Below are 19,651 nucleotides of genomic sequence, written 5' to 3'. Positions count from 1 at the left end.
TTTCCACTCTTATACCATAGTAAAATATTTAAGTAAAAATAACGAGTAAAACTTAGTAAAATAAATATATGTTCAATGTAAGCATTTACAAGGTAATTGTCAATCCATTTTTGTATCTTTTTATATCAAAAAAACAACCCCGGTAAGCCGGGGCTGTCCAAATCAATAACGTCGATTTTATTGGGTATCGGTATGTAGCGGCGCACTGCTGTTGCGAATCATTAGCTCGGTCGGAATGATGACCTTGCGCCCCACCTCGTTTGCACCGTTGCGTACCGTATGCAGCAAGAGTTGAACGCCCGTCTCTCCCATCAGTTCGGTATGCGTTTTGACCGTTGACAGAGATGGGGTCAAATATTCCGCTGTCGGAATATCATTGAAGCCAACAATTGAGATACGTTCCGGCACCGCAAGGTGATGCTGCTCCAGCGCCTTTAACACCCCAATAGCCACCGAATCGCTCGCGACAAAGAAGGCTGTAGGCAGGTTTTCTGTTCCTGCCAGAATAGCCGCTTCCATCGCACGGAAGCCGTCTGCCGCCGTTCCGCCGCACACATGAATATCATCCGACGTGCACAGCCTGTGCTGTTCCTGATACCGCAAAAACGTCTCATAGCGGGCATCTAACTCGACTCGTTCGGAATCATGGGACTGCTCATCCTTGCCCATACCTACATATCCGATGTGACGATGGCCTGCGCCCATCAAATAATCCAGTGCATCAGCCGCAGCGTGAGCAAGGTCAATGACCACATAGTCTGCCCCTGTTCGCTCTACCGGATGATCCAGAAAGACGCAAGGAATGGGCAGTTCCAGCATACGTTCTACCTCTTCGCTGCTAAAATGCCCCAGCACGATCAGCCCATGTAGCCCTTCGGATGACGCCTTCAGCGCAGTCAGGTCCTCTCTTCTGAAAATACGCTCCAGCTGCGCCCCGCTTTGGCGGCACTCTTTTTCCACGCCAAACCGGATAGACAGATAATAAGGGTCTTCCAGTTCCTCGTACGCGCTAAACCAGTGCACCATACCCAACCGGATGGGTCCCTCTGCCTTCTTGCGGGGCTGACGACCAATACCGCCATTTTTACGTTTAGCAGTCGTATATTTCATGCGCTCGGCAACCTCAAAAATTTTACGTCGCGTTTCCTCTGATACAGACAGTGTTTCATCATAATTCAGCACTCGGGAGACCGTGGATATCGAAACCTCTGCCTCCTGGGCGATATCTTTTAACGTAGGCATTGCAGACTCCTTTAATGGTTTTACTCTATTTTTACTTTTATTTTACTATTATCTTACTCGTCTCCCCTGTGCAACACAACCCGTCATTCCGAAAAGGGTCAACCATTTTTTTCATATTATAAGCCTAATCATGATAAAATACGTACCATAATAGAAATGACACCAAGGAGGATACACACATGAAACAGGAACTGATTGACCGCCTAACTACATATGTTCAGGTAGATACCCAATCTGATGAAAGCAGCCACACTTGCCCCACTACACCCGGACAGCTCACATTGGGCAACCTTTTGGTGGGCGAATTGAAAGCCATTGGTATGACAGACGTAACCATTGATGATCATGGTTATGTGATGGCAACCCTTCCCTCCAATACGGATAAAGAGGTTCCCGTCATTGGTTTCCTCGCTCACCTCGATACGGCTACCGAGCTGACTGGCGCAGGGGTAAAGCCGCAATTGACGGAAAACTATGATGGGGGCGATATCACGCTGAATGCTTCGCTTGGTGTGGTTCTTTCTCCACGTGAGTTTCCCGAACTGGCTCAATATAAAGGCCACACCCTGATCACAACAGATGGTACCACCCTGCTCGGTGCAGACAACAAGGCCGGGATCGCAGAAATCATGACAGCTATCCACTACCTGATTGACCATCCAGAAATTCAACATGGCAAAATTCGCGTTGCTTTTACACCGGACGAAGAGATTGGAAGAGGACCGGAACGCTTTGATGTAGCCGCTTTTGGCGCTGAATATGCCTATACGGTAGACGGCGGACCGCTCGGAGAACTGGAGTATGAGAGCTTTAACGCCGCAGCCGCCCATATTACCATTCACGGTGTGAATGTGCATCCCGGTACGGCTAAAAACAAAATGATCCACGCTGCCAAAATCGCTATGGAGCTGCATAGTCGGTTACCTGCAAACGAAGCCCCGGAATATACAGACGGATATGATGGCTTCTATCATCTCTTGGAGTCTACAGGTACGGCAGAACAAGCTAAACTGTACTATATTATCCGTGATTTTGACCGCGAGAGCTTTGAAAACCGGAAAGCTTATTTAACAAATGTAGTCAAAGAGCTGCAGGCCGCATATGGAGAAAACCGTATTGCACTGGAGCTGAGAGATCAGTATTACAACATGAAAGAGAAAATAGAGCCAGTCAAGCATATCGTCGATGTCGCTTATGAAGCAATGACGAAGCTGAATATCGAACCCATCATCAAGCCGATTCGTGGCGGTACAGACGGTTCACAGCTATCCTACATGGGACTGCCTACACCGAATATTTTTACAGGTGGGGAGAACTACCACGGTAAGTTTGAATATGTATCGGTGGACAACATGGTACTTGCTACCAAGGTTATTGTGGAAATCGCACAACTGTTCGAGCAACGCGGCAAGTGAACTACCTATACACAGCACTGACACGTTAAGATTAAATAGAAGGCATATCGTTCCGTAATGGAAACGGTATGCCTTTTTTTCTGAATCTTTCATTTCCCTTTAAATTTTCAATATCTTTATAACTTTTATCCGTCTTTAGACCGACAACTATATACGAGACTATAAAAAATATATCTAGTAAAGAAAGGTAGGTTATCTATTTGAATACAATAGATGCATTAATTGCAGCCATTCCCTACATACAACAGATTATGCGTGAGAAAGTGACCCTTGCTCTCTTCGACCGCACTCATGTCCTTATGTATACCCAATCGGAGGGTATGGATCTCGGCTTTGAAACAGGCTCGGAGCTGCTCGAGGACTATAAAGATTTTGCCATGCTTAAAAATGGACGTGAGGCCAGCCTGACCCACATTCCTGCTGAAATTCTAGGGTTTCCTCTTGATATGATCAGTATCCCTGTATTTGACGAGAAAGGTGAAGTCATCGCAGCATTTGCGGCCTCTTATAATTTGACTAACAAAAATCAACTGGATCAAATCGTATCCGAGAATCGCTCCATCACCGAGCAGCTCATTGATATGGTACAGCATGTAGCGGCTCATTCCGAGGAGCTTCAGGCAACCAGTGAACAGATTTTGAAAAACACTCAAATCGCCGTACAAAACTCGGGTAAAATCAATCAGGTAGCTGTGTTCATCAAGGAAATTTCCGATCAGACCAACCTGCTTGGATTGAATGCAGCGATCGAAGCCGCACGTGTAGGAGAAGCAGGAGCAGGCTTTGGTATCGTCGCTCAAGAGGTGCGCAAGCTATCCGTAGAATCCAAAAAGGCAACGGTCGATATTGAAGGAGCCCTTAAGGATGTACAAAACTCCATTCGTCAAATGGAGCAGGAAATTGAGCAAATTGTTTCTTCTTCTCAGGAGCAGGCGACTCTGGTAGGCTCCTTCACTGAAGTGATGGAGCGTATGCAAAAGGCGAGTGAAACGATGCAACATCTGGCCAATGACCTGACTTCGTATGCCATAAAATAAATCTTGGGATAAAAAAGGGGAGCACACTGATCGCAAAATGCGTAAAAGTGTGCTCCCTTTATGTACAAAAGCCCTATCGGGCTTGATGGTCTAAATCTGAAACTCAAGCAGTATAAGAAAAAACACCATGATTTGAAGGAAACACTGGGTCTAACCCTCCCAAAATATTTCCCACCGGAAGAGCAATACTAAGAAACGCCAAGACCATAGTTACCGAGATTAATGCCTTTTTCATTATGAAGCCCCCTTAATAAAATGGTTTGGTATTGCTCTTGCTGTGATGGTGTTGCCAAATCTCGATAAGTTTCAAACAGAGCAACCAATGTCCTGAAATCGGCATCCGCTTCTACACTGGCAGAGAATTGCAGAGAATCAAGGACATAATTTAAGGCAACAGAGTATTGCTTCTTCTTGAAATGGTAAATGGCCAATTGGTTGACCAGTTTTAAATAATATACGCGGTTTGCTCTATCTTCATAACCTTCAAATATCTTAATATCATCAGCAAAATCGTTCAGCAGGTCGTCTATATTCCAATTATTCAAGTTAGCCGCTTCGGCAATACCAACCAATCCTGGAAGTAGCTCCTCTTCATTGTCGTGAAGAAATTGAACGTACTCAGGCAAAAGTTCCCTTCTCCCCGAAAGTAATTCAATCGTAAATAAATTGGCCTTGGCGAGGAAACGGAATCTCTCTACTTCTTCGTGACCGCTCTGATCCAGCCCCATAAACCAGCCCATTTCGCTATACTTCATAATATAGTTTCTGGCTTCCTCATACTTTCCCATATTCTGATAGTAAATAGACTTCGCCAGATAACTGTAAGCATAATAAAACACTAGCGGGTGTTTGGTGTCCAATGTCTCATACTTGCCGTCTGCAGCATTTCTCAGTTGGGTGTGATACAGGCTTTCAGCCAACGTATGCAGATAATCTGCTACTTTGTTCGCTTCATCCCAATCATTATGTGTGTAGCTGATTCTAAACAACTCACAAGCTTTATCGAGTTCGTGGCTGTCCGACAACAAATAAATGGCTTCCCTTTGGTTCAGGACCTCTTCCACTAAAACCCGCCTCCCTATCCTGAAAATTGCGATTACCCCTTAGCACAGCGGCTACTCTTCAGGGTAGTTATGCTCTTAGCCTCCATTTTTTGCATACCAGTATATTACAAATATAGTCAAAACCTAACTTGAAGTCAATTTAATCATCGCTACCTTCTTTTTTTTTGCAACCTTACATTGCTGTGTATGGTTATGGATTTTGCAAAATTCGATTCCAGTCGCTCCGAAGTGCAAGATATAGACGAACTAAACCATTTCGATCTATATCTTGTTCATTGGAAGTCGCTTATGGGATTTTTGCAAAATCCTTGGTTACGAATAATCGACTCCCCTTATAGAAATAATGCTAAAGAAGACAAAATGCAGGCTCTCTCATGAATGGTTTTTATGATGCTATAGTATCGTCGGGGTAACTACGTTACGAATTAGTGCGTACTTTTCAATCGGATATCGGGGCCTTACAATCAAACCTGTGCATGAAACCAAAGTATAGAGTAATACTCAACAGAGCATGTACCTGTTCATCAAAATATAAATTCACTTAAGGAGTGAAGTTAATAACATGGAACTTCAATTGGCTTTAGACTTAGTAGATATCCCGCAAGGTATTGCATTGGTAAAAGAAGTAGAGTCGTATATTGATATCGTAGAAATCGGTACACCGATTGTCATCAATGAAGGACTTCATGCAGTAAAAGCAATGAAAGAAGCATTCCCGAATCTGAAAGTGCTGGCTGACCTGAAGGTTATGGATGCAGGGGGCTATGAAGTGCTAAAAGCTTCCGAGGCTGGTGCAGATATCGTTACGATTTTGGCTGTAGCTGAAGATGCAACAATTAAAGGTGCAGTAGAAGAAGCGAAAAAACAAGGCGGCAAAAAAATCCTGGTGGACATGATCGGTGTTAAAAACCTGGAGCAACGTGCGAAAGAAATCGACGCTCTGGGCGTTGACTACATCTGTGTGCATACAGGCTACGATCTGCAAGCTGAAGGACAGAGCCCGTTCGAAGCACTGCAAACCGTCAAAAAAGTCGTGAAAAACTCCAAAACTGCCGTGGCTGGCGGTATTAAACTGAGCACCTTGGCTGAGGTCGTGAAGGCTCAACCGGATCTGGTTATCGTCGGCGGTGGTATCACTGGCGAGGACGACAAAAAGGCTGTAGCTTCCCAAATGCAACAGCTCATCAAACAAGGTTAATCCCAATGGAAACCTCTCAATATTTATCCGAGGTACTCAAGGAGCTGCAATTGGTTCCACAATTGATCAGTGATACAGAATCGGAGCAGCTGATCCACTCCATCGCCGCTGCGAATAAGGTATTCGTGGCAGGTGCGGGCCGCTCAGGGTTCATGATTCGCTCGCTGGCGATGCGGCTGATGCATATGGGGATTCAAGCTTACGTGGTCGGGGAAACCGTAACTCCTGGTTTGGGCGAGGGCGACCTACTCATTATTGGTTCAGGCTCTGGTGAAACCAAAAGCCTGACCTCCATGGCAGAAAAAGCAAAGAAACTTGGGGCCTCTCTGGCGCTTCTAACCACTTCCCCGGGTTCCACCATTGGCAAACTGGCCGATATCATCGTCAAGCTGCCTGGTGCGGCCAAGGACCCGTCCAACAAGGACTACCAAACGATTCAGCCTATGGGCTCATTGTTTGAGCAAACCCTGCTGTTATACGGTGACGCATTGGTACTCAGAACGATGGAGCTGCGCAAGCTGACCTCCAAATCTATGTTTGGCCAACACGCCAATTTGGAATAAAAATGTAATTCCTTTACGATAACAAAGCAGGCTGTCCTTTACATGTCACATGTGAAGGACAGCCTGCTTTTATGCTTGTATAAGGCGACGTTCGATACAGCATAGAATAAGGCAAAACAAGCCCGGCATGTATTCAAACCATTTATTCGCTGTTCCCTGCTGGCAACGACGGGACTTTGGACGGATCAGCAAGTGCCCAATAGGCATATTTGGCCTTTAACCGTTCGTCGAATAGTAGCGGCTTATCCAGCCGGGCTATCGGAAACGTGCTGAGCCACGTATTTCCATCATCCGTACCCCAAATCGTCACATTGCTGATATGATTCTGCTGCCTTGAAAACATATCGAACAGCGCCCGATAGCGGTGAGCCTGCCGGACCAGCATAGATTCTGGAATCGTTTCATAGCGATCTGTGTCATTGGAATAAAGACCCATATCCAGCTCGGTAATCTGATTGTCCAGACCAAGCGAAGCAAACTTTTCTATGGACTGCTCAATCTCGCTAATAGCGGGAAACTCCAGGCGGATATGCGATTGGTGGCCTACCCCGTCAATCGGTACACCTTTAGCGAGCAGATCACGTACCAAATTGTACAGAAAATCCCGTTTCTTCGGCTCATGTGTGTTGTAATCGTTAATGAATAGTCGTGCGTTCGGGCCCGCCGCTTCCCTCGTGACACGGAATGCTTTTTCAATATAATCAGTACCAGTAATCTGATACCACTTGCTGCGGCGCATGCCATCCGGCTGATCAGGATCAATGACCTCATTCACCACATCCCAATCGGTGATGACATTTTTATATCGGGCTGCAACAGCGCGAATATGCGTCTCCAGCCGATCCAGCAAAAGCTTTTTATTCTCAGCAGTCGGCGTCATCGGCTGTCCATTCTTATCCTTGAACATCCAATCCCCAGTTTGGTTATGCCACACCAAAGTATGGAAGCGAATTTCCAGTCCATGCTGTCTAGCAAATTGCACAATTTGGTCTGCTTCCTCCCAATGGAACTGTCCCTCGGACGGTTGTAAGGAGATTGGCTTCATCGCATTCCCTGCAACGACGCTGTTAAAATGCTTCTGTACCAACTCTCCGTAAGCCCCTTCGGTCTGGAAAGCTTCAATCGCCGTGCCAATGCTAAACTGTCCCCCATATAATCCATGCAAAGAAGGAATGTCCTTTTCAATAGCCAGCGGCGGTACAAGTGACAGCTCGAAATCATCCATATAAAAGGAAGACGTTCCTTCTGCCGTTTCCAAATACATAGAAACGGTGTCTGCATCATGCGCAAGCGTATACGTACCAGACAAATGCATCCATCCCCCTGTCGTAGTAGCCGTGTCGCCTACAACAGTTTCATACGCACTATCCCCTTGGTGATCACGCTGTATGCTGAGCCTCACCTTGGCAGGCTGCTCACCCGGCGCCAGCTTCACCCAGGCACTGACCGTATATCGGCTGCCCTTTTGCATCGTAGCAGTCACATCCAGCTTGGGGCCGGCATATGTCTTTTGTCTGCCTGTTGTCAGCAGACTGTATGAGCCGGTTCGTGCATCGGCATTCGAAACCTGCACGGTCTCGGCTCCCATACGGGACACCCATCCTTGAGCCGTACCATCTTCAAACCCGGATACGATACCATTGGCCGGCTCCGTTGGCGTCTTCGATACCTGTGTTATTTCTACCTCATCCACATAGTAGGCCTGCGCGGGATTCGAGCTTTCCACATACAGCTTCAATGCATCCATCCCCCCGGTAAAAGTATATTTCCCCTGAAGTTTGATCCACGATGTATCCGCCGTCTCCGTCTGCGCTACCGTCTTCCATGTCGTAGTCCCACCTGTCGGCTGCTGCTCCACTGTAAGTTTAACCATGCTCGGAACCGCAGAATGACCATCTAGCTTCACATAGCCACTAATTTCATACTCTACATCCGGCTGCAACAGCGACTTCACATCCAGCTCCGCCCCGTTCCAAGCCGCTGTGCGGGCGGTTGCCTTCAGACTGTGCGTGCCGCCATATGCTGCTTCCGTGACGGATGCAATTTGGGTATAAGTTCCCCGAGGCTTCCAGCCATCGCTGTTTCCTTGCTCAAATCCATACGTTCCAATGGTTTTATGGATATTACCCGCTGACAGCACCGTATCCGCAACGGGCGGGGAATGTTCTATAGACGTAGCTGCCTTCGCTACAGACGCTCCCCACCAACCAACAGGCGATAACAACAGCGCTCCAGCCAGCACCAGACAAAAAGGCTTAACCCAACATGGCCGCAAAGCAATCCCTCCCGCACTCAATTTTTTTGAATTCGTATTGGGCACCATTGGATTTCAGTTACTATCCTTTGACACCTCCCAAGGTCATACCCTTCACAAAGTATTTTTGCAAAAAAGGATAAACTAAAATAATAGGCACTGAAGCGACAATCGTCATCGTGGCCCGAATCGAGGTAGGCGTGACCGACTTCGCCAGATTTTCCGAACCAGCGAATTGGCTCGCATAGTCCTGAGTGTTAACAGACGTGTTGGAATTTTGCAGTATTTTCATCAGCTCATATTGAAGAGTGCTCCATTGCTCATATGACGAATTGTACAAAAACACATCGAACCAGGAATTCCATTGCGCGACCGCTGTAAACAGCGACACCGTCGCCAGTACGGGAACACACAGCGGCAAAACGATGCGCATAAAAGTGGCAAACTCCCCAGCCCCGTCAATACGCGCCGACTCCAAAATCCCTTCCGGCAATCCCTCAATAAAGGAGCGAATGACAATCACATTAAACACCCCGATCAATCCCGGCACGACATACACCCAGAAAGTCCCCAGCATCCCAAGCTCACGAATCAGGAGAAAGTTCGGAATCAATCCACCGCTAAAATACATTGTTAAAATAAAAGCAATCGAAACAAATTTGCGCAGCACATATTCCGGCCGGCTGATCGTATACGCCACCATCGCGCAGCAAAACACAGAGGTCACCGTACCCGCAACCGTACGTAATACAGAAATCAGCGTAGCATGGAAAATCGTCGCTTCCTTGAACACATATTCATAATTACTCCACGTGAATTCACGCGGCCACAAATAGATCCCGCCCCGAATCGAATCATTCGCTTCATTCAACGAAACCGCCAGCGTATTTAAAAACGGATACAGCGTGAACACCATCAGGCAGAGCATAAACACGATATTGCACGCATCAAAAATTCGATCCGAGGGGGCCCGAAATCGCCCGTGTACGGCCTTCCCTTTGCCCATGACTTCCGCTCCTTTCTAAAAAATAGCTTAAGCACCCAGCCTTGTAATTCATACGATTAATATTGTTGAAGCTGCTGGTGCTATTAATTGAAACGGTTATATTAGTGGCTACAATGATAGGAATTCGAGTAAAAATCTGAGTAGCTATTTGAGCAGACTCTTATTGATTATTAGTGGCAATTAGAAGTTGTAAGGCCAGCGAAGCAGCCTGCTAAAAATCCACTGACTTGCACCTGTAGTATGCATGAGCACGCCCCCTCTGTTATCGCCTCGAATAGCACTGTCCCAAAGACACCCTTCAATGGCGATAGCGAAGCTGAGCCAGCTACCATGATGCATTTACCTAAGGAAGCGCGAGTCACGCGCCTTCCTTAAGCTCTCCCCTGCCCCTACCCTCAGTTCTTAAAAAAGTGACTTTATGGCGGGTAGCAGCGGAGCGGGCGGAATTGTTCTGAAGAAGCGGAGCGTTCGGCTAAAAGCTTTCCAGAGGAAAGCTCGCATCGTAAGCATAAGCTAGCCCCGGATTCCAGCCTCTAATGTTTTATGATAAAAAGGAATACGGGGATAACAGCGATCGGAAGAACAATCCGCACGCGAAGCGGCCGTCCCCCCACCATAACTCACTCTTTTCTCAGAACAATCTCTCCTCCCCTAACCGCTTCGCAATATGATTGGCGCTAAACAGTAAGATGAAGCTGACCACCGTTTTGAACATCCCCGCAGCAATGGAAAGCGAGAAATTACCCATCTGGATACCATATTTCAGCACGAAAATATCCAGATTCTCCGAGTAATCCACGTTCATACCGTTGCCCAGTAAGTATTGCGGCTCAAAGCCGGATTCCAGTAGATTGCCGATGTTCATAATGAGCAGGATGATAAATACAGGCTTCAATCCGGGTAATGTCACATGCCAAATTCGCTGAAAACGCCCTGCTCCATCCATCTCGGCCGCTTCATACTGCGAGGGATCAATCATCGTCATCGCGGCCAAATAAATGATGGTGTTCCAGCCGACATTTTTCCATACCTCCGATGCACCGAGAATGCCCCAAAAATAGCTTCCCTCGCCCAGCCACAGAATAGGCTCCTTAATCAACCCCAGCCACATCAGCACCTCATTGATGATGCCGCCATCAGCAGACAGCGCCGTACTGATGATGCTAGCCGCGACCACCCACGAAATAAAATGCGGTAGATAGCTGATCGTCTGTACCACCCGCTTAAATACGAGCTGGCGAAGCTCATTCAGCAAAATCGCTAATGTTATAGCGGTGACAAAGCCCAGCACCAGATTAATAAAGCTCATCGCCAGCGTATTGCGCATGACCCGCAGAAAGTGTTCATCCTGAAATAGAAAATGGAAATGTTTTAATCCGACCCATTGCTGATCGAGCAACTTGCGGGCAGGCTTAAAATCCTGAAAGGCAATTGTCCAGCCCCAGATGGGCAAATACTTGAAGATAAACAGCCAGATTAAAAAAGGGACGGACATCCATACCAGTGCCCGTTGCTGATTCAGCTTGTGCATAAATCCCCTAAAGCCGGTTCGCCGCGAGGGCGGCAACTGATCCGGGGAGATCGTGACTGCTGGTGGTGACGAGTGGCCCATAGCTGGTTCCTCCTTTATTTTTTACCGGGATTCTCGATTTTTTTGGCAACCTCCTTCGTGATCAGCTCCTCATACGCCTTTACATCCAGCTTGTTAAATTCAGTAGTGTATTCACTCCAAATCGCATCAAACTGCTCCGGTGCAGACAGCACCAAACGCGGGAAATATTTGCGCTGCAGGTCCCCCTTCTTTTGCTGGAAGAGCTGCGCAGGTGAACCTTGAGCAATTGGGATACTCCAGGCCGGATACCATGGGCGCTCGTCTGGTGCGGAAAACATTTGCGAGAAGGACTCTACACCATAGACTTTTAGTAGCTTTTTATCTCCCTCGGTGTAGGACATACGCGCAACCTCCGGCTGCCGTCCGGCACCAACGGAGTTGCCGTCAGGCAGGGTAGAACCGCTACCGTATCGCGGCCAACTGTATTCAAAATATTTGAACCCGAATGATTCGCGGAACGCGTCCTGACCAGTCTGCTTAATTTGCTCCTCAGTCCGGTAAAAGCGTCCTTTTTTATCTACATCATAGGTTTCTCCCTTGATTCCCCAGTTGGATAACACCTGGTTTTCGTCGGTCAGCAGGTTGTCAAAAAATTTGATGATACGTACCGGGTCCTTGGCACTGACCGTAATTCCTATGCCTCGGTTATTAACGAATGACGACGGATCAATGTACTGATCCTTTATATTCTGGTCGTATACAACAGGCAGCCCTATATACTCCATATCATCATTGCCCGATTGCTTGGAAGCCTCCTGCAGATTATTCAGGGCCTGCCCCGCCTGCCAGCGGTAGTCGAAAAAGCCCAGCACCTTACCCGAAGTCAGCTTCGCCAGATATTGATCGTAATTGTCCACAAAGGACGATTTATCAAATAGGCCTTCTACATTGAGCTGATTTAGCTCTTTCAGATACCGCTTTGTGATTTCCATATCTCCATAATCCGTGGCCCGGTGTGTTTTCATATCAATAATCGTGCCGCCATCATTCGGATAGCCTGCCAGATGCATCGGTGCGTTCGTAAGAGCATAAAACCTATCCTGCGTGGTTAACGCCAGGTACCCAGTCAATCCCTCATCTGCATGCTTTTTCGCATAGTTACGAATCAGGGCTAAATACTCGTCAAGTGTTTTGATTTTTGGATATCCCGCTTCTTTTAATACCCTGCGTTGCACCCAAAAGGCTCCTTGCTCTAAGTTAGGTGCAGGTAAATAATCGCCTACAACCGCACTGAGCGGCAGAAAGTAAATGTTCCCATCCTCCGCCTTCATCAAGTTGTAGTACGGTCCATATACACGCTTAATATTGGGTCCATATTTGTCGATCAAATCATTCAGGGGAATAAAAGCCCCGGCATCAAGCAGCTTATCGATCGTGCCATCCGGTACTATCACATCCGGGTAATCGTTACTGGCAATAAATGTACCGATCTTCGTATTGGAATCACCCACCAAATGCTCCAGCTTCCAGTTTACCCCCGTCTGATCCTCCAGGATTTTGCCGATCCGCGTTTCTTTGGTATTAATGTCCCTCCCCGCAGTGGCATTAAAATACGTGAATGTGACCTTCTCCTTGCTATCTCCTGACGCTGGCTCCTTGCCCGAGCTCCCTGAGCAAGCAGCGATCATAGACGCCATCATAACCATTACCAGAGTGATGATTCCGAACCTTTTGCTTGTCATGCCAGACCCTCCCCTTTCGTCCTCTTTTGTCGATTGTGTGTGAATATCGTGCGCACGTACCTCAAGCACTGAAAATCCCGCACTCCCTAAATTGTAAGCACTTTCATTTTATAAAATGCCGTTCATTTCGTTCACCTGTCAATCTAAAGGTGTTACTTAGAAAACTATAGGTAAAGGTCCTTCAAAGCAAAATAGGCGTTGCTGTCTACCCTCACTCCCGATCCGCAGGAATCCTAATTCGAATCTCCGTACCTTCGCCGGGTGCGCTGCGAATGGCAAGCTCAAAGCGGCTCCCGTAGTAAAGCTTAAGACGATAGATGACATTTTGCAGACCTATACGCTCACCCATTTCCTCCTGCCTTTGCATGTAACCATATAAGCGTTGTACCTGTTCCGCAGACATGCCCACCCCGTCATCCCGAACCGTTAGAATCAGTTGTCCTTCCTCATGCTCAAAATGTATCTCAATGCGTCCCCCATGCTCTAGCGGCTCAATGCCGTGGATGCTTGCATTTTCAACCAGTGTCAGCGCGACCATTTTGGGAAGCAGATTGTCCAGGTCCTCAGAGCGCGCTTGCACTTCGTACTGTATTCGCTCACCAAAGCGATATTGCTGGATTTCCAGAAAACAACGGATCAGCTCCAGCTCCTCCCGCAAAGTAACCCGATCCTTGTTCCACACCAGCGAATTGCGGAAAATCCGTGCCATGTTATGAATAATGCGCGCTGTCTCATCCTCATGCTTCATCAAGCTCCGCATGCGAATCGTCTCCAGCGCATTGAACAGGAAATGCGGGTTGATCTGGCTGTGAAGTGCATTCAACTGGGCATGTCTGCGCTGAATTTCCAGATTTTTTCGCTGAATATCGGCCATATAAACATCGTTAATCAGTCGCTTTATTTTCAACGTCATCCGATTAAACTCACCTGTTAATTGCCCGATTTCATCTCGCGACTCTGTACCGCGAATCAGCTCAAAATGCTGGTTTTTCACCTTCTTCATGTGCTTTAAAATACGATGAATCCTCACGTTCAACGAACGTGTAATCCAAATAATGGTTAATGTAGGCAGCAGCATATTGACACAGGTTAACAAGAGCACAAAATTGCGAGATTCCTGCATTTCATACAGCACTGCATCTCTCGATACCGCAGCCACAATGCTCCAGCCATTCAGATTGCTCGTAAGCACATAATTCGTCTTGAACTCCATCGTGTCCTCGGGCAGCTTGAGAGTGTTATAGGCTACATGTTTGTGGTTTATATCCACTTTGGGGTCCGTTGTATATTCGATTCCCCCTCGTTCGTTCAGCAGAAAGAGACTTCCCTGCAAATTCAGGTTATTGAAAATCTCCCGAATGGACGACATTCGCAGTTCTATTTTCAGTATTTTTTCACGACCATTTTGGGAATAAAAGTAGTTCATCCGCCGAATTAGGCTAAAAGGGTACAGCTGTTCACCTGTGCTGTCATCGGTACGTACAAATATAGGCTTGGACTGGCGTCCAGGCGAGATTTTGGTATACCAGGGCAAACTTCTGACTCCCTCATCTATAAAGCTGATTCCCCCGGAATTCAGCAGCGTTGAATTATTGGTGTAGATCGTAATTCCACCTACGGAATGGTATGCAGGACTGTAAGTGTTGTTCAAGATATGACGTAAATAAGAGTCATAAGCGGCGATATAGTCAGCAGGGTGGGGATATGTTTCTTCCAATACCTCATTGAGCTGATGATCAGTATAAAAGATAGACGAGATTTCCATCGCATCTTCAAATTCACGGTAAAATTCAATTTTAATCTGTTCCAGTGCGCGCGAAATATCCTGCATACGCTGTTCCTTCACGTTTTGCGAGGTGACATGGTAAAAAATAAGATTGGTCAGCACTACAGGCGTAAAAACACAGAGAAAATAAAGCAGCAGCATTTTATCTCGCAGTCGTACATGATCAAGAGTCATTCTCAGCATCTTCATTCGCCGGCCCTCTCTGACTCGTCGCCAATACTCAGACTATTGCGGTATTCACTAGGCGTGGCGTGCGCCATCTTTTCAAACTGGGTAACAAAATAGTCTGAACTGCCGAAGCCCACGCGCTCAGCAATTTCATAAATCCGCAGATCCGTCTGCCGCAACAAGCGTTTCGCCTCCTGAACGCGCAATTTCAGCAGGAATTCGTTAAAGTACACACCATACGTTTTTCTGAACAATTGACCGAGGTATACCGGGTTCATGTAAAAGCGAGCCGCAATACTTTTCAGGCTTATATTCTCGGCGGCATGCTGCTCAATGTAAGCACGGATGTGCTGAATGCCTCCTTGCTGACAATCCTTGCGCAGAACCCCAATATACCTTCCACTTTCCTCTGCAAAAGCTGTAAACAATCGCTGTAGTTCACCCAGGGACAGGTTCATGTCCTGCCAGTTCATCATCGGTTCTAGTGACTGAAGTGAGCGCTCATTTCCCTGCATGTTTTGAATGACCCGAACGATACTAAGTAAGCATTGATGCAGACTCATTTTCATAGCCTCAGGTGCATAACACTCCTCCCGAAAGCTGCTAAATAAATAATCCACGGCCACACGCAGCTCATCCAACCGCAGTTCCTCAACTTGTTCCGTCAAGCGATCCAGTACGTCCTGAGGGATGGTCTTATAGTGGAGTGGTGGCATTCCCTCCTGTAGATATACAACAATACCGCTATTGTCATAAATGTATTTATGGAGCACTGCTTCCTTCGCACAGGCGTAGGACTGCTGGATATCCTGCAACCAATTCACAGGCTTTCCTGCATAAACGAAAACCCGACTTCCCAGCTGATCTTTTAGTGTTTTCATCCCCTCTATCTCTCGTTGTAGCGCTTTCATAAAAACTTCGACCTTGCCTTCAAAACACCCCAAAAAGAAGTCCGGTACGATAAGACCAATCCGGTTACGATGCTCATGAACATAGAGAGGGTACTTGCCATCCATTAAACGATGAAGCGCTTGCTCTATAAGCTCCCTGAACTGGAAAAGTGATAGCATGACACCATCGGCACCGGAGCGCCAGGGGTGTTGGTCATTCAGCTCGACGAGTACATAGTACATATACGTGGCTTCCCCAAGCCGTAGCTGCTGCTCCCACTGTGTCACCACTACATCATCCACTGGGTTCATCATCACAGTCTCTAACAGCCCACCTGCATGGTGATTCTGATATCGTTGTGCATTCTGTTGTTCACGATGCAGTCTTTCACTCAGCTTGCGCAGTGTAGCCGAAAAGTCACCCTCATCAATCGGCTTAAGCATAAAATCATGAACCCCATAGCGGATTGCCTGCTGCGCATAAGCAAAATCACTATAACCGCTTAAGATAATAAACGCGGGATGTTCTGTACTCTGTTCGAGCACAGACCGGATCAGCTCTAATCCGTCCAGCACAGGCATACGAATATCGGTAATGACCAGGTCCGGGTGAATACGGCTGATTAGCTCCAGCGCATCCTCACCGTTATCAGCTTCTCCTACGATTTCAAAACCACAGGCTTGCCAATCCATGAGTTGAAGCAGCCCTTTGCGAGTAAAGGTTTCATCATCCACCACAATGGCTCGATGCAGCTTCATAACACGCTTCCTCCTTTTGAAGTACGCCTATTTTATTATTTTGGTTAACTATTCCAATGATCTCAGTCAATATGGTAATGTAAAACATCAGAAATTGGAAATTTTCGTTATACCTATTATATGACGAATAGAGGGGTGCAAAGCATGCGCACTCCAGCAGCCAAGCCAAAGCAGCAAATATACAAAAAGGAGACGAATCCCTGAATAGGGGTTCGTCTCCTTTTTTGCTATTGCGTAAAAAGCTTTTATTATTCTCTTATTCGTGAATTCAGGCTATCGCTCAGCGATGATACTGACCGCTTGCAGATGGTCGGCGTACTTTACAAACTGCTTGCGCATACCCATAACCCTTGTCCGGGCAGCATGGTTACGCATAAGGTTAAAGGCGATTTTTCCAAATCTCAACCAGCCCTCGTCCTGAATGATACGTGGCAGATGCAATAAGTGCATGGGAACCGTATAGATTTTAACGACCTTAAAGCCTTCCTCTTTCAGCAGCTGTTCCCACTCTGACACCGTCAACGGTGTCGCATTAACTCTCATGGCTGTAGCCAAATCCTTGTAAATTTGTTTTCTGAGCGCAGGCTCAATATGGTTAGAAGCAAGGCACATCTCATGAATAGCATACTTCCCGCCCGTTTTCAAAAGCCGCCTGGCTTCCGAAATAATCTGCGCTTTCTTGGCTCTTGTGTGCATCGTCAGCATGGCTTCCCCATATACCACCGTCGCAGAGGCATCCGGCAACGGAACCTGTTCAGCATCGGCAATAATAACTTCCCGGTTTGCTCCGCTTGCATACGTTTTTACGATAGAAGCCGCCTTCTCATTCTGTTCAATCGCAATATAACGACGGGGATTAAGCCGCAGTGTGATTTGGGCAGTTATACCCAATCCGGGGGCAAACTCAATAACCTCATCCTGCCCGGTTACGTCAAGTCCCTCTATCATCCAACGTGTTGTTTTTAACCCTCCGGGCCTAAGCACGCGCTTACCGAGACTTGCTAATATCCAGTGCCCTGGCACCTGTTTGTAATCTACTGTCTGCATTGGCTATTAACACCTCTTCTTAAAATTTGATAATGATATTCATTATCAATACGAGTGAAAAAAAATAACTATTTTCTTTTTTTTTTATGAGCATGTTGCTGCTGTGTCCTCTTTTATATGTTTTGCGCATAGCTTTCACTTGGCGTTTTGGTCAACACCACATGCAGGCTGGAATTCACCTCTGCACCACCACGATAGGAAAAGTGCTCATCTCCCGTAACATGAATGATATCCCCTTGGACAACTTCCGTTGCTTCGCCGTTCACAGTTACAGTCCCGCTGCCTTCAAGAACAAGCAAATATACATTCGCTCCTGGGTGATTATGTGTTGGTAGCTCGGCATTAGGAGTAAAGTTGAGAATAAAAATTACATTGTCGGCTTCCTTATGCACAATTCGTTTTGTAAACCCAGCTTCTTTATATTCCTGAAATTGAATGAGGTTTGATTTTTTCATATTAGTTCACGCTCCTGTTTGAAATTAAATTTGCTTAAGATGGATTAATACCTTTATTGTATTGGATTATTTCGCTCGCCTTGTGATTGCAATCACAAAACTAAATTTAAGTAAAAATACTTTTAAAATATTTAAAAATTTGATTTCAATCATCTTTTTCATCGACACATCCAACTAGAATCAAATTGTGTTAGATAAACAAAACAAGCAGGAGGTTATTCCATATGAAGCCTGGATTCAAGCTGGCAAAGGATATTTATTGGGTAGGAAAAATTGATGACCGTGAGGTACCCTTTCATCGTCTTACATTATCTAAGGGTACAACCTATAATGCATATCTATTGAAAACTGGAAAACCAACCATTGTGGATACCGTAGATATGGCGTTCGGTAGAGAATTTGCCGAAGCTGTAACCGAATTGATCGATCCATTGGATATTCAATATATCATCGTCAATCACACGGAACCAGATCACTCGGGCGGATTGGCGGCACTTGCTTCCAAGGCAACGAACGCTACGATTGTCTGCACTGAGATTGCCGTTCCGGAAATTCAACAAATGTACAAGCTTCAGCATCGCAACTTCCTCGTAATCAAGGATGGGGATCAACTGGACATTGGAGGTAAAACGCTGCTATTCAAAGAAACTCCTTATCTGCATACAGAAGAAACCATGATTACGTATTGTATAGAAGATAAAATCTTGTTCCCTTGCGATATTTTCAGTACACACGTGGCTGTAGAGCATCTATTTGCTGATGAGGCTGGTTTTGATATCACCGAGGACTTTATCGGATACTATCAGGCTATTATTCATCCACATCGCAGATATGTGCGCACATTAATCGAAGCTGTTGCCGATCTGGAAATTGAGATGATTGCACCTTCCCACGGCTTCGCGATCCGACATGATATTGCCAAGTTTATTGATTTGTACGCCTCTATGAGTACCGAAACCAAGGAGGATAAAAAAGTAGCGATTGTCTATGCCACCCTCAAAAATAACACTAAAAAAATGGCAAACATCCTGAAAGACTGCTTTTTGGAGAACCAAATCAAGGTGGAGCTATGGGACGTGGATAAAGCGGATGGAACGGAAATATTGAAGAGTATTGCCTCAGCAGATGCTGTTTTCGTCGGTAGCTCTACCAAATATGCCGACATGACAGGCAAATTGGAAGACCTATTGCAACAAATGCAAAAGATGAATCTGGAAGGCAAGCTGGCTGCTGCCTTTGGTTCCTACGGCTGGAGCGGGGAAGCCATTGAAGTGGTACAGGATTACTTGAACGGTACTAATATGAAGGTCCAAAGCACTTCAGAGGTAATCAAATCAACGGGTATGACCCATGTGGAATTCCCGGTACGTATTCGTTTCTCTCCTACAGAAGTTGAAAAAGTGAAAAAAATTAAAAATGCCGCTGAATTTGTCTCAGATCTACTGCTTAGTGTTATTTAAAACACAGTAGCGT

At 46.3% G+C, this 19,651-nt stretch carries 15 protein-coding genes; 5 read left to right on the top strand and 10 right to left on the bottom strand.

Annotated elements, in window-relative coordinates:
* Positions 1 to 177 precede the first annotated feature (177 nt).
* Positions 178 to 1,242 (bottom strand): LacI family DNA-binding transcriptional regulator, encoded by a 1,065-nt coding sequence (locus NLX82_RS14430; protein ID WP_254348381.1) that lies wholly within the window; start codon positions 1,240 to 1,242, stop codon positions 178 to 180.
* Between the two features lie 179 nt (positions 1,243 to 1,421).
* Here NLX82_RS14430 and pepT point away from each other — a divergent pair, with 179 nt between their 5' ends.
* Both pepT and NLX82_RS14420 read left to right on the top strand, forming a co-directional pair.
* Positions 1,422 to 2,657: a peptidase T gene (gene pepT, locus NLX82_RS14425; RefSeq protein ID WP_075154912.1), complete on the top strand. Its 1,236-nt coding sequence runs from the start codon at positions 1,422 to 1,424 to the stop codon at positions 2,655 to 2,657.
* A gap of 200 nt (positions 2,658 to 2,857) precedes the next feature.
* Entirely contained in the window at positions 2,858 to 3,694 is an 837-nt protein-coding gene (locus NLX82_RS14420) for a methyl-accepting chemotaxis protein (protein ID WP_023990905.1), read from the top strand.
* Between the two features lie 188 nt (positions 3,695 to 3,882).
* On the opposite strand, the gene NLX82_RS14415 is transcribed toward NLX82_RS14420, so the two are convergent.
* Positions 3,883 to 4,758: a hypothetical protein gene (locus NLX82_RS14415; protein ID WP_023990907.1), complete on the bottom strand. Its 876-nt coding sequence runs from the start codon at positions 4,756 to 4,758 to the stop codon at positions 3,883 to 3,885.
* 562 nt (positions 4,759 to 5,320) lie between these two features.
* Between NLX82_RS14415 and hxlA the strand changes: the two genes are divergently transcribed.
* Entirely contained in the window at positions 5,321 to 5,956 is a 636-nt protein-coding gene (gene hxlA, locus NLX82_RS14410) for a 3-hexulose-6-phosphate synthase (protein ID WP_013312540.1), read from the top strand.
* Between the two features lie 5 nt (positions 5,957 to 5,961).
* Positions 5,962 to 6,519 carry a 6-phospho-3-hexuloisomerase gene (gene hxlB, locus NLX82_RS14405; protein ID WP_023990908.1) on the top strand — a complete coding sequence of 186 codons (558 nt, stop codon included), beginning with the start codon at positions 5,962 to 5,964 and terminating at the stop codon, positions 6,517 to 6,519.
* Positions 6,520 to 6,661: 142 nt separating this feature from the next.
* Here hxlB and NLX82_RS14400 read toward each other — a convergent pair whose 3' ends face one another.
* The 8 genes from NLX82_RS14400 to NLX82_RS14365 all read right to left on the bottom strand — a co-directional run bounded on the left by NLX82_RS14400 (position 6,662) and on the right by NLX82_RS14365 (position 18,178).
* Complete coding sequence (locus tag NLX82_RS14400; RefSeq protein WP_254348374.1) at positions 6,662 to 8,794, bottom strand: endo-1,4-beta-xylanase; 2,133 nt, start codon at positions 8,792 to 8,794, stop codon at positions 6,662 to 6,664.
* Between the two features lie 61 nt (positions 8,795 to 8,855).
* Positions 8,856 to 9,779: a carbohydrate ABC transporter permease gene (locus NLX82_RS14395; protein ID WP_028540826.1), complete on the bottom strand. Its 924-nt coding sequence runs from the start codon at positions 9,777 to 9,779 to the stop codon at positions 8,856 to 8,858.
* A gap of 631 nt (positions 9,780 to 10,410) precedes the next feature.
* Positions 10,411 to 11,391: an ABC transporter permease gene (locus tag NLX82_RS14390; RefSeq protein WP_023990911.1), complete on the bottom strand. Its 981-nt coding sequence runs from the start codon at positions 11,389 to 11,391 to the stop codon at positions 10,411 to 10,413.
* 14 nt (positions 11,392 to 11,405) lie between these two features.
* The gene (locus tag NLX82_RS14385; RefSeq protein WP_023990912.1) at positions 11,406 to 13,073 is read right to left on the bottom strand and encodes an ABC transporter substrate-binding protein; all 1,668 of its coding nucleotides are present in this window, start codon (positions 13,071 to 13,073) and stop codon (positions 11,406 to 11,408) included.
* A 211-nt stretch (positions 13,074 to 13,284) separates the two neighbouring features.
* Positions 13,285 to 15,048 carry a sensor histidine kinase gene (locus NLX82_RS14380; RefSeq protein WP_254348372.1) on the bottom strand — a complete coding sequence of 588 codons (1,764 nt, stop codon included), beginning with the start codon at positions 15,046 to 15,048 and terminating at the stop codon, positions 13,285 to 13,287.
* Complete coding sequence (locus NLX82_RS14375) at positions 15,045 to 16,676, bottom strand: response regulator transcription factor (protein ID WP_053326371.1); 1,632 nt, start codon at positions 16,674 to 16,676, stop codon at positions 15,045 to 15,047. Before NLX82_RS14375 ends, NLX82_RS14380 begins: the two co-directional genes overlap by 4 nt.
* A gap of 273 nt (positions 16,677 to 16,949) precedes the next feature.
* Positions 16,950 to 17,723 (bottom strand): class I SAM-dependent methyltransferase, encoded by a 774-nt coding sequence (locus NLX82_RS14370; RefSeq protein WP_028540834.1) that lies wholly within the window; start codon positions 17,721 to 17,723, stop codon positions 16,950 to 16,952.
* A 113-nt stretch (positions 17,724 to 17,836) separates the two neighbouring features.
* Positions 17,837 to 18,178 carry a cupin domain-containing protein gene (locus tag NLX82_RS14365; protein ID WP_076264549.1) on the bottom strand — a complete coding sequence of 114 codons (342 nt, stop codon included), beginning with the start codon at positions 18,176 to 18,178 and terminating at the stop codon, positions 17,837 to 17,839.
* A 224-nt stretch (positions 18,179 to 18,402) separates the two neighbouring features.
* Between NLX82_RS14365 and NLX82_RS14360 the strand changes: the two genes are divergently transcribed.
* Positions 18,403 to 19,638: an FprA family A-type flavoprotein gene (locus tag NLX82_RS14360; RefSeq protein WP_254348369.1), complete on the top strand. Its 1,236-nt coding sequence runs from the start codon at positions 18,403 to 18,405 to the stop codon at positions 19,636 to 19,638.
* Positions 19,639 to 19,651: the final 13 nt, after the last annotated feature.

The sequence above is a fragment of the Paenibacillus sp. A3M_27_13 genome (genome assembly GCF_024213315.1).
Lineage (GTDB): Bacteria > Bacillota > Bacilli > Paenibacillales > Paenibacillaceae > Paenibacillus > Paenibacillus polymyxa_B.
The sequence above is the reverse complement of the archived record's forward strand: the minus strand, read 5'-3'. Positions and strand labels throughout refer to the sequence as shown.